This is a genomic window from Gracilibacillus lacisalsi DSM 19029 (assembly GCF_000377765.1).
Classification (GTDB): Bacteria; Bacillota; Bacilli; order Bacillales; family Amphibacillaceae; genus Gracilibacillus; species Gracilibacillus lacisalsi.
Window position 1 is genome coordinate 24,348 of record NZ_KB898671.1, and the last position, 16,607, is coordinate 40,954.

General features: G+C 38.2%; 13 protein-coding genes. 3 read left to right on the forward strand and 10 right to left on the reverse strand.

The genetic code is table 11. The features are described 5' to 3' along the window. Nucleotides 1–7: 7 nt before the first annotated feature. Complete coding sequence (locus tag D569_RS0114690; protein WP_018933198.1) at nt 8–2,149, reverse strand: (Fe-S)-binding protein; 2,142 nt, start codon at nt 2,147–2,149, stop codon at nt 8–10. A gap of 162 nt (nt 2,150–2,311) precedes the next feature. On the opposite strand from D569_RS0114690, the gene D569_RS0114695 reads away from it, so the two are divergent. Beyond that, complete coding sequence (locus tag D569_RS0114695; RefSeq protein WP_018933199.1) at nt 2,312–3,079, forward strand: electron transfer flavoprotein subunit beta/FixA family protein; 768 nt, start codon at nt 2,312–2,314, stop codon at nt 3,077–3,079. Nucleotides 3,080–3,094: 15 nt separating this feature from the next. Beyond that, nucleotides 3,095–4,069 carry an electron transfer flavoprotein subunit alpha/FixB family protein gene (locus D569_RS0114700; RefSeq protein ID WP_018933200.1) on the forward strand — a complete coding sequence of 325 codons (975 nt, stop codon included), beginning with the start codon at nt 3,095–3,097 and terminating at the stop codon, nt 4,067–4,069. A gap of 15 nt (nt 4,070–4,084) precedes the next feature. On the opposite strand, the gene D569_RS0114705 is transcribed toward D569_RS0114700, so the two are convergent. Further along, the gene (locus D569_RS0114705) at nt 4,085–4,984 is read right to left on the reverse strand and encodes a nuclease-related domain-containing protein (RefSeq protein WP_018933201.1); all 900 of its coding nucleotides are present in this window, start codon (nt 4,982–4,984) and stop codon (nt 4,085–4,087) included. Nucleotides 4,985–5,262: 278 nt separating this feature from the next. Between D569_RS0114705 and D569_RS0114710 the strand changes: the two genes are divergently transcribed. Continuing rightward, nucleotides 5,263–6,363 carry a PRK06851 family protein gene (locus D569_RS0114710; protein ID WP_018933202.1) on the forward strand — a complete coding sequence of 367 codons (1,101 nt, stop codon included), beginning with the start codon at nt 5,263–5,265 and terminating at the stop codon, nt 6,361–6,363. 73 nt (nt 6,364–6,436) lie between these two features. On the opposite strand, the gene uvsE is transcribed toward D569_RS0114710, so the two are convergent. The 8 genes from uvsE to D569_RS0114750 form a co-directional block, all read right to left on the reverse strand. Beyond that, a complete protein-coding gene (uvsE, locus tag D569_RS0114715) occupies nt 6,437–7,390 on the reverse strand; it encodes a UV DNA damage repair endonuclease UvsE (protein WP_018933203.1) in 954 nt (317 codons plus the stop codon). A 400-nt stretch (nt 7,391–7,790) separates the two neighbouring features. Then, the gene (locus D569_RS0114720) at nt 7,791–9,488 is read right to left on the reverse strand and encodes a methyl-accepting chemotaxis protein (protein WP_018933204.1); all 1,698 of its coding nucleotides are present in this window, start codon (nt 9,486–9,488) and stop codon (nt 7,791–7,793) included. Between the two features lie 176 nt (nt 9,489–9,664). After that, nucleotides 9,665–11,203, reverse strand: coding sequence for a BCCT family transporter (locus D569_RS0114725; protein ID WP_018933205.1), 1,539 nt, complete (start codon nt 11,201–11,203; stop codon nt 9,665–9,667). A 195-nt stretch (nt 11,204–11,398) separates the two neighbouring features. After that, entirely contained in the window at nt 11,399–11,848 is a 450-nt protein-coding gene (locus D569_RS0114730) for a Dps family protein (protein WP_018933206.1), read from the reverse strand. 205 nt (nt 11,849–12,053) lie between these two features. After that, nucleotides 12,054–12,644: a PIN domain-containing protein gene (locus tag D569_RS0114735; RefSeq protein WP_018933207.1), complete on the reverse strand. Its 591-nt coding sequence runs from the start codon at nt 12,642–12,644 to the stop codon at nt 12,054–12,056. Then, on the reverse strand, nt 12,628–13,308 hold the full coding sequence (locus D569_RS0114740; protein WP_018933208.1) for a helix-turn-helix domain-containing protein: 681 nt from the start codon (nt 13,306–13,308) through the stop codon (nt 12,628–12,630). The genes D569_RS0114735 and D569_RS0114740 overlap by 17 nt, the downstream gene beginning before the upstream one ends. A gap of 201 nt (nt 13,309–13,509) precedes the next feature. Next, the gene (locus D569_RS0114745; protein WP_018933209.1) at nt 13,510–14,949 is read right to left on the reverse strand and encodes an aldehyde dehydrogenase family protein; all 1,440 of its coding nucleotides are present in this window, start codon (nt 14,947–14,949) and stop codon (nt 13,510–13,512) included. A 13-nt stretch (nt 14,950–14,962) separates the two neighbouring features. Beyond that, a complete protein-coding gene (locus tag D569_RS0114750) occupies nt 14,963–16,594 on the reverse strand; it encodes an acetolactate synthase large subunit (protein WP_018933210.1) in 1,632 nt (543 codons plus the stop codon). Between the last annotated feature and the right edge of the window lie 13 nt (nt 16,595–16,607).

A 16,607-nucleotide genomic window follows, 5' to 3' on the forward strand; every position in this document is an offset into this window, starting at 1 on the left:
TTCTATGTCATCCTGTCAGTTTGTTAGAGCTAGACACGCCAAATACCGCTTGCTCTAAAATTTCGGCAATATCCTTTGCCTTCACATCGTCCTCTACTTCGATTGCTTTCGTGCCATCATCTAGCATCGTGAGACAATACGGACAGGCACTACTAATCACTGTTGGATTTACATCAAGTGCTTGTTCTGTGCGAGCTAGATTTACCCGCTTTCCAGCGGTTTCCTCCATCCACATCATCCCTCCTCCTGCACCACAGCACATGCCATTCTCACGGTTACGATCCATCTCAACTAATTCGACACCTTTAATCGAACGGAGAATATCTCGTGGCTGGTCATATACATTGTTATAGCGTCCTAGATAACAGGAATCATGATACGTAATCCGTTCATCCAATTCATACGTTGGCGTTAATCGACCGTCTTTCACTAGCTGATTGAGAAGCTCCGTATGATGAAGGACCTCAACCCCGTCTAAACCAAACTCTGGGTACTCATTTTTTAATGTATTAAAAGTATGCGGACAGGCTGTAACGATTTTTTTCACGTTGTATTTCTTTAATGTTGCAATGTTTTCCATGCACAACTCTTGGAAAAGTAGTTCATTACCCATTCTTCTCGGCGTATCACCGGAATTCTTCTCTTCGTTGCCAAGAATCGCAAAGTTGACACCTGCTTCATTTAGCAATCTTACAAATGCACGAGACACTTTGCGACTGCGATTATCGTAAGACCCCATTGAACCAACAAAGTAAAGAATATCAAAATCAGGATTTTCCTTTACTGTCGGAACCGGAATTCCGTCAATGTCTTCCACCCACTTCGCACGATCTTTGCGATTGATTCCCCATGGATTCCCTTGGCGCTCAATGTTTTGCATTGCACGTTGGCCTTCATGAGGAACACTACCTTCCATGAGCAGTAAATGTCGACGCAAGTCTACGATTTTATCCACATGTTCATTCCCGACCGGACATTGATCCTCACAGTTCCGACATGTCGTACATGCCCAAATCTCCTCCTCGGTCATCACATCGCCAACGAGATTTAGTTCCTCTACATTGTTATCACTTGTCGACCACATCTGTTGCTGGAGTGTCATCGTCGGTTGAATCGTCGTCCCTTGCCCCCACTCGACCTGCTCTCTATCAACATCTTGAATGCTGTGTATACCATAATTAGACTGCGGTACCCAAGGTGATTTCGATGTGATCGCTGCACCTTTTTCAGTAAGGTGGTCTCGCAACTTTACAATAAGATGCATTGGCGAAAGCAGCTTACCCGTATTAGAAGCTGGACAGACATCCGTGCAACGTCCACATTCAACACAGGAATAGAAATCGAGCATTTGTTGTTGTGTAAAATCTTCTATTTTTCCAACACCGAATGATTCCGCATTTTCATCTTCAAGATCAAGGCTTCTCAATTGACCAACCGGTTCTGTTCGTCTTAAAAAAATGTTGATCGGAGCAACCATCAGATGAAAATGTTTTGATTGCGGAACATATACTAAAAACGCTAATAATATCAATAAATGTGCCCACCAAAACGTGAAAAAAAGAATCTGTGCTGTCATCTCTTCAACCGACATAAAAGCTGCTGCAATCAAAGAGGAAAGCGGTGAATACCAAGAAAAAGAGAGATCATGTAGAACCCGCTCTAATCCTAGTGTCAAAAGAACCGATAACATTAAGGAAAAAATAAAGTAAATAACGATGCTCGGTTTTTTTCCTCTTTTTAAACGAGGTAGTTTCTCACCATAACGGCGATAGGCTGCATAACCAACTGCAAGAAATATAAGAAAGACCGTTACTTCCTGAAAGAGGTTAAAGACGTGATAGCCTGGAATCGGAAGTCGATCTGCCCCAAGGCCCTTGACAATGATATCCAAGGCCCCAAATTGTAAGATGATAAAGCCATAAAAAATAATGACATGCATGATCCCACTTTTTTTATGCTTCAATAATTTTGATTGACCGAATACTTGCGAGACAAACGTTCTCAAGCGTTCATCGAGATTCTTTTCGATTTCCACCTGCTTTCCTAACTTAATATATAAGTAACGACGATAAACCACTTTCCCAAATAAATACAAGCCGTAACCAGTTACTAGAAGAAATGCGAGAAATTGAATCCATTGCCAAGCCACATTGATCGCTCCCTTCCTGATACTTAGTAGGCTCAGAAAAGCTTTTGAGCCACCCTTTACCTTACAAGAAACACACATGAATGTGTAAGGGCTCTCATATTATGGATATGAACGTGATTATTAGAAAATGCTTACCATTTATGTTGGAAAGGAGAATGATAAATGGATATCTATGTCATTCTAAAACAGACCTTCGACACCGAGGAAAAAATCATCGTTGAAGATGGCACTATTTCCGAAGATGGCGTGCAATATGTCATCAACCCATATGATGAATATGCCGTAGAAGAAGCGATCCAAAAACGAGAGGAACTTGGGGGTAATGTTTATGTTATTGCTGTCGGTCCAGAGCGAACATCCGAAGCTCTCCGCACAGCATTAGCAATGGGAGCTGATGAAGCTGTATTAATATCAGATGAAAGAATAGGATCAGATGAAAACACCATCTCAAAGGTATTAGCTGCATACTTTGAAGGTCAAAAAGTTGATTTCATTCTGGGTGGTTACTTCTCGGTTGATAATGGTGCTGGTCAAGTAGCGATACGATTAGCACAACTCTTAGACATTCCACATGTCGGATCGATTACGAAGCTTGATATTAGTAATGACAAAGCACTAGCAGATCGTGATGCAGAAGGCGACCTTGAACAAGTTGAAGTCACACTTCCTGCAGTTTTCAACGCACAACAAGGGTTAAATGAACCACGTTACCCAAGCCTTCCTGGAATTATGAAAGCAAAAAGAAAACCGCTACAACAATTAACATTAGATGATCTCGATATAGAAGAAAGCGAGCTAATTCCAAAAACAGCTAGAAAAGACCTTTTTCTTCCTCCTCAAAAAGAAGCAGGTCAAATTCTGAAAGGCGAGACTGCTGAGCAAGTGAAAGAACTCGTTGAAAAACTACAGCATGATGCAAAAGTATTATAATAAGGAGGCATTCTTATGAGTAGAACTATTCTAGTCGTTGCTGAGCACCGCGGTGGTGCATTGCGTCAAGTCACCTATGAGTCACTACATGCAGCAACATTATCCTCAACCGAAAACGACCAACTCCATGTCGCCGTGATCGGTCATTCATTAGATAACCTAACAGAGTCCCTTTCTAGTATTAATGCGGAGAAAATTTATCTTATTGATCACCCAGATTTACAGCAATATAACCCTGAAGCGTATCTTACTGCTGTAATACAAGTGATTGATGCCTCCAATCCAGACGGAATCATTTTGGGACATACCGCTATTGGCCGTGATCTAGCACCAATGATTTCCGCAAAGATCGATGCCGGACAAATTTCGGATGTCACGAATATCGAAAACATCGACGAGCAAGTTGTATATACCCGACCAATCTATGCAGGAAAAGCATTTGAAAAGAAAGTTTTTCAAAGCACTCCATGGGTTGTCACCATTAGACCAAATAATATTGCAGGAGCTGATTCAAGCGGAGATAAAGCAGAAATGGAACATATCGAATATGCTAAACCTGCTTCTTTACGAACCGTTATCAAAGACGTCGTACAGAATACATCTGGAAAAGTCGATTTATCAGAAGCAAAAATTGTTGTATCAGGCGGGCGCGGAGTCAAAAGTGCAGACGGATTTAAGCCTTTACAAGAGCTAGCTGATGTCCTCGGTGGAGCAGTCGGTGCTTCTAGAGGTGCTTGCGATGCTGATTACTGCGACTATTCACTGCAAATTGGGCAAACTGGTAAAGTTGTTACACCAGAAATCTATATTGCATGCGGAATTAGTGGTGCAATTCAGCATGTAGCCGGCATGAGTCAATCAAAGATTATTGTTGCCATTAACAAAGATCCTGAAGCACCAATCTTCAAAATTGCTGATTATGGAATAGTTGGCGACCTTTTTGAAGTTGTGCCATTACTTACAGAGGAATTTAAGAAAGTTTTAGGTTAGAAATGTGTATAGGTGTCATTCAAAATAGTGACACCTATGTTCACCTTTTTTCTCATAGTATTGTTGTAATATTCGAAAGATTCTTCTTCTCGATATCATCCTACCCCCCCAATTATAAATAGAGGTTGAGGTTACTTTTCGTTCCGGGAACAAAAACTGATATTCTCTGCAAATACGTATAATGGCTTCGCTCCCCTTTTCAAAGTGACCACATAAACGACATTCAATCCCTTGTTTTTTCGGGATTGTTGCCATGTTTCCACAGTGATAACATGGGATTCCTTTTTCTAATTGATCATACTGATAGGATGGAAACTGATTAAATGGGGAATTTTCGATATGATTTGCTTTAAGTTTTTCTGAAGCTTCTTTTTCTTGCGAGGTAATGTTCGTGGTAATAGGAAAATGCTTGATGAAGCGATTGATTTGCGTTGGTAACATAATCTGTTTGTCTAAAGGAGCTTGAAAGATAGAACATTCGGGGTTCACAAATATTAAGTAGGAAACCAAGGGGAGTCTGATATCTAGCGACTGTAGTAAGCGCCGTAGAATGGAATAGGCTCGATCACGTTGAACTAGCGGATTATTGACTTCCACTTGGTTCAACATAAATAAATTACCATCGTCCCAATAGTATTCACCGATGAAATTTTTTATCTCAAATAAGAAAATCTTGCCGTTTTTTAATAATATCGTATCCATTTGACAATATTTATTATGATGTATTAGTAAATCTTTTAAGATGATATGCTCTCCTGCTAGTTTATCTAAATAAGTATCAAACATAACCTCCCCTTCAAAACCTTTAGCTAAGCTTCGGTATCGTTTCTTTTCTTCCTCGTTCAATTGCTTTCGTTTAGATAATAACTCATAAGCGATTAATTCATCAGACTTTTTCCTTTGCTTTGTTATCATGAAATCCCTCCCATTTTTACATATTATAACATGTTTCATGATGAGTATTTAAGTACCAAAATGGTGGTCATGGGGAGTCATTTTGGTACTTAATCGTGTATTAAGTACCATTTTAATCAGATAATTTTTATTTTTGGTACTTAAATGTCTTTTTAGTACCATTTTGACTTCATACGAGTGAATTTTGGTACTTAAATTATCCCATCTACAAAAGTGTCAGATAGTTCCACGATCGCATAGGCTAATGTGTAAATCTTTTTTACAAAGGGGTGGTGGTTTTGTCAGGGAAAGTGATTAACTACTATGCTGGTGGCAACACGGCAAAGGGATTCTACAACCTGTTTGAGTCAAATATGCAAGGGTTAGAAAATATATATCTATTAAAAGGTGGTCCTGGTACTGGAAAATCCACAATAATGAAAAAGCTAGCAGATGCATGGGGAAAGCAAGGTTATAATATTGAGCGAATTCATTGTTCAGCAGATAATGATTCTTTAGATGGGTTTATTATCCCCACGCTTCATTTTGGAATTTTTGATGCAACTGCTCCACATGTTTTAGAGCCAAAGGCCCCTGGGGCAATTGAACAGTATGTTAATCTCGGAGTTGCTTGGGATAATACAAAGCTAAAAGCAAATAAAGATGACATCGTTGAGTTGCAAACACAAATAAGTGCTGCATTTCAATCGGCTTATGACTGTTTTGCAGATGGGCTTCATCTTCACGATTACTTAGAGGAAATATATATTAATGAGATGGATTTTGACAAAGCTAATCAAGTCACTGACGAATTAATTCAAAAGATTCTGCTCGATAAAGCAAGTATTCACGGAAATGGTATCGTGCGACATCGCTTTTTCGGTGCCTCTACCCCTGAAGGTGTGGTTGATTTTATTCCCTCCATTACCGAAGAGTTGGCAAAACGTTACTTTATCAAAGGGCGTGCTGGCACTGGTAAATCAACACTACTAAAAAAAGTTGCCACTAATGCGGAGGAAAGTGGCTTTGATGTGGAAATGTATCACTGCGGATTTGACCCGGAAAGTATCGATATGGTTGTTATCCGAGAGCTAGGTGTCTGTGTATTTGATAGTACCGATCCGCATGAATATTTCCCTGAGCGTCAAGGTGATGAAATTGTTGACCTATACGAGCAAACCATTACTCTTGGTACGGATGAAAAATATGAATCAGATATTACTTATTACACCAAACGCTACAAGCAACGAATGAAAGATGGCATCACTTATTTGAAGGAAGCCAAGGCCTTACATGATAAATTAGAAGCTTTTTATATCGATGCAGTAGATTTTACGGTCGTCGATAAGATTTATTCTACTATTTATAAAGATATTGAACAAATAGCAGCAGATACTTAATCATTTTATATGTGCTTCTATACATGGAGCGGACTATCAACAATAAATCCGCTCCTTTTGCAAAAAGAAGATTCTATACCTCCATCGCTCCTCCACTCAATCTTTTAAAACCACGCAACTTACTAAGGTCTTCTATGAGCTTTAAAGCTGCCCTATCCTTCGCTTTCGCTTCAATCATGATATCTGCGGATTTTCCAAACGCTTTTAAAGGTTTTATGAAATTTTTGGCAAAATCAATACCTACATAATCAGCATGTGCTCTGATCTGCTTTTCCGATTTAGGAGAAGATAAGTGAAATTTAGGTGGGTGGCCTGTTCCTTCCCAAGTAGCGAAAATTTTCGGGAGTAACTCCTCCCATGACTCTTTTCCGGAGTTCACCCAATGGTGATGATAATCAAACACAAAAGGCAGACCGTTCTTCTCACAAATCTTTAACGTTTCTTTTGCTGTATAGGTCTTATCATCGTTTTCTAAAGTCGTTTGCATACGTATATTCTTATCAAGCTTTAAAAAATTTTGATTAAATTGCTCGATCGCCTCTTCTTTGTTACCATAAGCACCACCTACATGAAGGTTTATCGTTGCTTTTCTTTCTAATCCCATCGCTCTCAATATATCATAGTGATAAGTCATATCCACAATCGCATTCTCTGTGACATGGTTCTTTGAACTAGTGAACAAAGTAAATTGATTCGGATGAAAACTGACACGTAGCTTATGTTTTTGTACTAGTACACCAATCTCCTTAAAAAGGGCGGTAAAAGGAGTTATAAAGTCCCATCTTACCTCTGGGTGTGTAGCGAGTGGTACAAGTGAGGACGACATTCGATAAACATCTATACCATGTGCAATATTATAATGTAATATACGAATGGTATTTCTTAGGTTTTGTTCTGTAAGATAATAAAGTTTTTCTCTTCTTGCCTCTTTACTTAATTTCTTCCAATTCGTAAACGTTAACGTTCGAGAAGGAGATGCTTCCCAAAGTGAAAGCGCAGTTGAGACATAACCATACCTAAGGATCATTGTTTGACACCAACTTTTGATTGTATATGGAATTAGTTTGAAGCAAAAAAACATTCTCATTCATTATCATGGCATAAGGATTGATCGGCACTTTCCCTGATTATAAAAACAGGATCAGTTCGGCATTGCCGTGCACTTCCACTCCTACGGGATGATTTTCGGCTAAGATCCACTTTGGTAAGCGCTCTTTGTTTACCAAAGTTAGCTTAGGCGAAAATCCCCTGGAATGGGAAGTGGATAGCCACAGCGATGGTTTCCTGTACAAGCTATTTCAAAATGGCTACTCTGCTTACAAATGTGTTGATACTGCGGATACTTTCCTATATTACCAAAAAGGCAATGTTTCTATTTAGTAGAACATTGCCTTTCATTCGGTCATAAATTGTCTATTATAAAATTCTTACAACTTAAAATTTTTAATTAATTCATTTAAATTATTCGATAGCTTATTTAAATGATTGGCACTTAAAGTCACTTGCTCAATTGAGTTACCAGTTTGATCAATGGTTGCTGAGGTTTCTTCAATTCCTGCAGCTGATTCTTCAGACACAGAAGCAATATCTTCAATTGAGTTATTGATCTCGTCACTATTTCCTGCAATATCTCTTAAATTCTCAGAAATATATTTAATTCCGTTCGCCATTTCAGAGAGAGAACTATTAATTCCTTCAAAGGTTTTCCCAGTAGAGATAATTGTATTTCTTCCACTTTCTACTTCTTTATAACCATTTTGTAAAGCTTCTGTCACTGATCCAGTTTCCTGTTGAATATCATTTACTATCTGTGTTATATCTGTGACAGATAAGGATACTTGCTCTGCTAGTTTCCGTACTTCATCAGCAACTACTGCAAAGCCCTTCCCTTGCTCCCCAGCACGTGCTGCTTCAATTGCTGCATTTAATGCTAACAAATTCGTTTGTTCAGCAATGTCTTTAATAACATTCACGAGTTTAGAGACTTCTTGGGATTGCTTATCTAGTCCATTTACCTTATCAACTGATTCTTTTACAATCGAATCAATGATCCCCATTTGATCAATAGAAGAATTCATCAGTTTACTACCTTCATCAGTTAACTGAAGAACCTCTTGTGAAGAAGAATAAACCGTTTCTCCACTATTATTTGCTTCTTTTATTTTGTTACTAAAATCGTTCATCGAATTGGCAAGATCACTGGTTGTATTTGCTTGGGATTCTGAACCACTTGCTAACTCTTGCATAGTGCTAACTACTTGTTCGCTACCTTCTTTCACATTGTTAGATGATTGCATTAATTCATAACTTTGATCATTGAGAGTCTTCGATACAGTAGTTATTTGATTCAACATGTCTTTCAAATTATTGTTTACACGATTAGACGCCTCAATTAAGTCAGCTATCTCATCTTTTGATTTTGTAATTAATGGTTCACTGCTTAAATCACCACTAGCAATTAAGTCCATTCGTTCTTTTAATTGAATAATTGGTTTAGAAATAATTCTTGGTACAAAAATCGATAATAGAATAATGATAATAAGTAACACAATGCCAGAAATAATAGCGATGATCGAATTGGATTCCCCATGTTCGAGTGCTAACTGACTACTTTCTTTACTCTCTGCCTCTCTTGTCAGAGCTAAATCTAAAAAACCATTCGATGTTTCTTCAATTAATGGATCTATTTTTTCTTCCAATATCTGAGCAGCTTCTTCCGTTTCTCCTGCGTGCATTGCCGGAAGGAATTCCTCATCTACTATATTATATATTTGATCAATATTCCCGGTTAATTCCATAGTAGTAGGATTATTCGTTAGGTCTAACAAGTCCTCTTTAAAACCTAATGCAGCTTCCTGCATACCTATAAAGGCTTGCTCATGGCTTTCATTCGCAGTAATTAAATATCCTCTTAACTCATTTTGCTGGGCAGTAAGTACACTTAATAATTTAAAATCTGTCGCAAGTAATGGAATTTCCTTATTTGCCAGTTGTTCCGTTTCTTTTGTCATATCACTAATCGAATAAATCAAATAAAAACCAACCCCTAAAACTAAAACCGTTATCAGGGAGAAAAATGCCATCATCTTCGTTTTAATGCTCTTAAATTGGAATATTTTTTTCATGCTGTTTTCCCTCCATGCTTTATAGTTGTAAGTACAAATAAACTTTGACTTACATACTATATCGACAAAATTCTAGGTTTTTTGTAGTTTTTTCGACAAAATATCCTATCTTTTTCACTGATGGAATTATGAATGTAGCAAAAAAGCTGCCTTAAGATATAAAAGGCAGCTTTTCATTATTTTCTATTGATAATATTTTGCTCTTTCGCCATTCTCTTCGCTATCCTTGGTGCATCCCATAGTGAAGGGAGAAGAAGTAATGACACTGGAGCTGCTGTTACGACAATAAAGTTTTGCAGCGTACCGACTGTTTCCTCGCCAATCGCTAACAAAGAAACAGCAAGCCCTCCAAACATTAGTGCCCAAAAGACTCGAATGAATCGATTAGGCTCATCAGTACCACTCAAAGTCACCGCAACGGTATAGGACATGGAATCAGCCGTTGTCGCAACAAAAATAACCGATACAATGATAAAACCAATCGCTAACACAATTCCAAATGGGATTTGATCCATGATTGCCATCACAGTTGCTGGCATACCACTTTCATTTAGTGCGGTTGAAACAGAACCCGGATTTTCCCTTTCATAAAAAATACCTGAACCACCAACTACAGTGAACCAAAAGTTACTAACAATTGGAGCTATAATGGAGACAGCGACAATCAATTCTCTTATTGTTCTTCCTCGAGATATTCTGCTGATAAAGATAGCCATCATAGGACCATAACCAATAAACCAACCCCAGAAGAAAATCGTCCATGAACCAAGCCAAGCCTGATCTACTCGATATAAACTCATCGTCAAAAAGTTTTGTAGATAGAAGGCTTCTGAACCGATAAATAAGTCGATAATGTACAAGGTCGGACCAAGTATTAACATGGTGGCCATTAAAACAACAACCAAACTAACATTCACTCGGCTGAGCAATTGGATACCGCGCTCAATACCAGTGGCCGCCGAAATCGAAGCAATTACAACTAAAAAGATAATGATTAAAGACTGTGTAGTAAAAGTATTCGAAATCCCCCATACCGCTTCTAATCCATAACCGACCTGAAGTCCTAGAAAACCGATTGGTCCGATTGTTCCAGCCGCTGTTGCTACAATGGATACAATATCAGCCAAAGAGCCAAGAAAACTATTTTTAAAGATTTTCTTACCAAACATTGGGTACAAAAAGGTTCGTGGTTTAAGTGGATAGCCTTTCTGATAATGGGCATACATAAGCACAATCGCTGTCAAGGTGCCCAAACTTGCCCAAGCTGAGAAGCCCCAGTGTAGATAACTTTGTGCCATTGCAGGAAATGTTGCAGACACTGTCCCTTCTTCAATACCTTTAAACAGCGGAGGTGTTGTCAAATAATGATACATTGGTCCAGCCGCAGCCCAAAAAACTCCTCCACTGGCTAACAATGTACATAAAATCATAGAAACCCAACGAAAATTGCTATTCTCCGGCCGCTCCATTTTGCCCAGTCGTACTTTTCCATATTTGCTAAAAGCTAATATTAATCCAATGATAAACATTACGAGCAGTAACACTTGCCAATATGCTCCAAAATATTTCGCTGTAAAAGAGAAGGAATCACTGATCCACTGCCCCACTAATTTTTCATTAAAAATGGAAGCGATGACGAAGAGCAAAAGCAGTCCTCCACTTACAATCAACGTCATCCAATCTAATTTTTTCTTCTTCCTAGTACTGTCATCCATTCTTGTCCTCCTATAATAATGCCACATAACTTTTTATCATTTATTATTCATGTCCTATATCCATAAACTTATTAATTCAAAAAAGTAACGAGAAATTTTTGTGTATGTAAACACAGACACTCAATTATAGGTTAGTGAGGAAAATAAGTCAAAAACACCTTGCAATTTGTCCTTAGCGAAGGCTAGTAAACCAAACTATTCGTATGCTATGTACGCTGATAACATCCATACATATTTTTCATACTTACCTTGTAAAGCAATTAATAAATCAGCTGTTGGCTCATCGCTATTCTCACTTGCTAGAGGTAATCCATCATGTTGAATTTCAGCAATAATTTGCTTATAATCATCCATTAGTTGTTGAATAATCTCATTCTCTTTATCATCAGCGTTCGCTTCTACTAATGTAGCTTCTTCTAAATACTTTGACATAACTGCCAACGGCTTTCCGTCTATTGCTAAAATTCTTTCTGCCACTTCATCTAAATCTTCGGCAATTTGATTGTACATTTCTTCAAAGGTAGCATGGAGCTGGAAGAAATGCCTCCCTTGAACAAACCAGTGATAGCGATGTAACTTAACATATAACACGAAATGGTTTGATAATAATTGGTTCAAAAAATTAATTAATCTTTGATTATCCATATAAACCCACCTTTTAACGCATTTTATAATCCTTATTTTCGCGAAATTTTGTGGATTTATACATAAGATACTTCACTCGACTAGATTTATGAATTACTGCAAAAAACATTTCCTATTTTAACCAATAAAAAACACACCTAAAATTAGTGTGTTTTTCGGCTAGTGATTACTTTGAATTCAACGAAAAAAGTTATCTGCCCTATCTCTATGGTTTTGTTAAATCTTCAAATAAGGTACTTGGATGAATGCGTTTAATCTTACCTATTTCTGAGGGAAATCGACGATGATTGGTTGTTAATATGTAATTACATTCTTCTTGTATCGCTGTGATCCAAACATGGAAGTCATCTTGGTCAAAGCGTCGGAGAGGCTCAGACATTTCTTGAGAAGATACTATCTCTTTTGCTGTTTCATGGTTACATCCGCTTAATTCTACTAATACTTCTCCAATTGGTCGATATTCTCGGATAATAGTTTCCACATTATATCTTCCTACTAAACTATTAACAGGCAATTCCATATAGTGATTAAAAATGGGTGCTATAAAATGATCCATAAAACCTTCGATCTCTAATTGTGTGTACACAACCTTTTTTTCTCCTTTTCCTAACCCTTGACAGGCATTACGGACGAATTCAAATAAGCAAACTCGAGATAAAACTGGCCGGTACAAATATGGGTTTCTGGCTGCTGTTAAAAGTTTGCGATTGGCACCATCAAACCGTAATGCTCCACACAATACAGTGGTATCAATAAATATTTTCGGAGGATAGGGAGCATCATAGATCAAATTCATCTACAGCCCCCGCTTCTTTATTTTTAGTATCTATTTGTTGGAATAGTTGTTCTGCTTTCTTATCTTGCTTTTCTGTCGTAATGAGAACATCTTTTGGTATTTTCCAATGTCCCCCATCGGTTTGATAGGCACCTGGAAATTTTCCCCTTTCACACATACGTCGAACTGTTTGATCACTTATACCTAACCGTTTCGCTATTTCTTTAGGCTTGTAATACAATGATTCATTTTTTTCATCTGAGATTGTGATGTTTGAAATTGGTGCTTTTTCTCTAATGACGCGATATGTCGTGGAAGCAGACCGTTGACTTTGCTGTCTTAATATTGAAGCAATCAACCGTCGTCGAATGATTTTAGAATCAGATTCTGTAAGACCACTTAATACCTCAATATATTCAACTAAAATCTCATAGGCCTCTTCTTCATTTTTTTGTATTAAATGTTTGTTAATTTGCTTTTCAAGATTTTTCAACAATTGAATGTGTTCATTTTTTGGTAGCCTTAATGGAATACTAGCAACAAAAGGAGTAAACATGCCAATGTGACGTAATGATCGTTCTACGACGGCTTTAAATACGATTTTTGCTTGTTCCTTATCTATCTTTGCAATCGTAAGAATACTGTCCCACAATTTTTCTTGCTCTTGATCCCTAACATCAATCATGTACTTCCACCTCCTATTCATATTATATACTATTATAATATGAATATTCAACAAACGTGACAAACTCAACAAACTAAAAATATCTCATAACAATTTTTAAGAATCCAGATACTTTTGTTTTACATTTAACGAAAAAACACTCACTAAAATCGGTTCCAACATTGTGAGTGTTTCATCGTAGAATTCAGATCTGTCTACTAATTAGTTCTGATCAATTTTAATCCCAATAAATTTCATTTCGGTCATGTCTTCTATCGCATATTTAACGCCTTCTCTTCCAACACCACTTTGCTTCACGCCACCATAAGGATGATTATCCTGCCTATACGTTGAGATTTCATTGATCCAAACTCCGCCCATTTCTAATCGATCTGCAACACGTAATGCTCGGTTAATGTCTCTTGTAAAAACACCAGCTTGTAGTCCGTAAATGGAATCATTGGAATACTCGATTGCTTCTTCTTCTGTATTAAATGGAATGACCGATACAATAGGAGCAAAAACCTCTTCTGCAATGATTTTCATATTTTCATCCACATCAGTCATGATCGTAGGTGATAAAATCGTGCCATTTCTTTCACCACCGACCGCAATCCTCGCCCCCTTGTCTACCGCGTCATCAATCCACTGTTTAGCCCGCTTAGCTTCTTCTTCATTAATCATCGGACCAATGTCAGTTTCCTCACTGATCGGGTCACCCATTCGTAATGCTTTTGTTTTTTGGATATATGCCTCCAAGAATGCAGCATAAATTTCCTTATGGACATAAATACGTTGTGCAGAAATACAGACTTGACCAGAGAATGCAAAAGCGCCTTTTACTAATTCTGTTGTAGCATAATCAATGTTAGCATCCTCAAATAATAGGTTTGGTGAATTAGAACCAAGCTCTAAAGTAACCTTCTTAAATCCTGCTGTTTCCCTGATGTTCTTACCCACTGGAAGGCTGCCAGTAAAGCTGATTTTAGCAACTTTGTCATGTGTCACAAGTGGTGCACCAACTTCTTCACCAGCTCCAATAAGTAGATTAATGAAACCGTCTGGCAATCCTGCTTCTTGAAACAGCTTTACGAGCATATAGGCCGAAATTGGTGTTTTTTCTGCCGGTTTAAATACGACTGTGTTACCCGCTGCTAGAGCAGGTGCAAGTTTATGAAGGGAAAGGTTTAATGGGAAGTTAAACGGTGTGATGGCTCCTACTACACCTAAAGGCTCACGCTTGACTAAACCCATACGATGTTCGCCACCAATAGCAGCATCCATAGGTATTATTTCCCCGGGAATATTCTTGGCTAATTCAGAAGCAAATCGGAGAACTTGAATAGACCGTTCGACTTCACCGCGGCTATACTTAATTGGTTTACCAGCTTCCTTGCTAATAATGGTTGCAAAATCCTCCGTTTTATCTACTAACAAATCGGCAGCTTTTCGCAAAATATCAGCACGTTGATGGGCTGGCATAACTTTCATTTCGGAATGGAACTTTTCAAAGCTATTGGTTACAGCGTCTTCGAGATCTTTCTTAGTGGCAAGTTTTAATTCCGCTACTTTTTCATTATTAAAAGGATTATGGACTGCTACTATTTCACGATTATCTTCTATTCGTTCTTGGCCGTTGATAATGGAACCTATTTTCATCATAGTATGACCTCCGTTAACAAATAATATTTCCTAGCTTTTCGGTAAGCTTCATATTTTCACGATAATCAACTGGACAATCAATAAGTACAGGCTTGTTCAACGATAACGCTTTGACTATGGTTGATTTCAATTCTTCAGTCTTTTCAACAGTCAGTCCTTCGAATCCATAAGACTTTGCTAACTGAACAAAATCTGGATTGCCAAATTTAATATGGGATGAACGATTGAAAGCTTTCATTTGATGCCATTCAATTAAACCGTAACCTTCATCACGCCATAAAAGAATCACAATCGGTAAGTTTAAGCGTTTCGCAGTTTCTAATTCTGCACTCGTCATTTGAAATGATCCATCACCACATACAGCAACTACCTGACGTTCTGGGTGAACCATTTTGGCAGCAATGGCACTAGGCACTGCAACACCCATTGATGCTAAACCATTCGAAATGAGGCATGTATTCGGTTGATAACCGTGGTACATTCTAGCGATCCACATTTTGTGTGCTCCTACATCAGAGATAACAATACTGTCTTCCTCCAATACAGAACGCAAATCAGCAATAATCTTTTGTGGTTTCACAGGAAATTCGATGTCGCTTTTAAACGATTCTAGTTCAGTTAGTGCTTCGTTGCGAACATGTGACACCCAAGTTAAATCTCTTTCTTTTTCAGTAATTGCCTTGTTTAGATTTTTGATATTCTCTTTGATATTACCTACAAGATTTAATTGTACAGGATAGCATGCATCAATTTCTGCTTCCTTTGTATCAATGTGCAGGATAGGGGTTTTGCCCTCAGGATTCCAACTTTTTGGTGAATACTCAGCCATATCAAAACCAATAGCAATGATCAGGTCAGACTCGTTAAATCCACAAGCAATATAATCATTACCGCCTATCCCTGCAGTGAGTAGACTATGTTCATCAGTCCACGGTATTGCACCTTTTCCCATGAAAGTATGAACAACGGGGAGATTTGCCGTCTTTACTAGAGACCTCAACTCATCAGCAGCATCCCCTCTTGTTACACCATTCCCAACTAATAGGAGTGGGTGCTTCGCTTGTTCTATTATTTTGGCCGCCTCTTTAATTACTGGTTCATCCGCCTCTGAAAGATGATGAGGGACAATATTTAGAGGTGAACTCTCAATTTCCATCTTTGCAACATCTTCTGGGAGTTCAATATGCGTTGCTCCGGTCTTTTCCTCCGCAGCAACTTTAAATGCTTTCCGTACCACTTCTGGAACTACGTCAGGCGTTTTTATCTGGGTATTCCATTTAGTTACTTCATCATAAACAGATACCATATCGTAATGCTGATGGGAAACCTTATGCTGACGACCTAGGCCAGCTTGTGCTGTGATCGCCACGATCGGACAGAGATCCATGTTGGCATTGGCAACACCGGTTAATAAATTGGTTGCACCTGGGCCAAGTGTTGCCAAACATACACCTGGTTTCCCTGTCAATTTTCCGTATGTTCCCGCCATAAATGCAGCACTTGTTTCATGACGTGTTACAATAAATTGAATTGTGGAGTCATGAAGGGCGTCCATTACATCAATATTTTCTTCACCTGGTACCCCAAAAATATATTCGACTCCTTCATGTTCTAAACAACTGATCAATAGTTCTGCTACTTTCATTGATTACACCTTC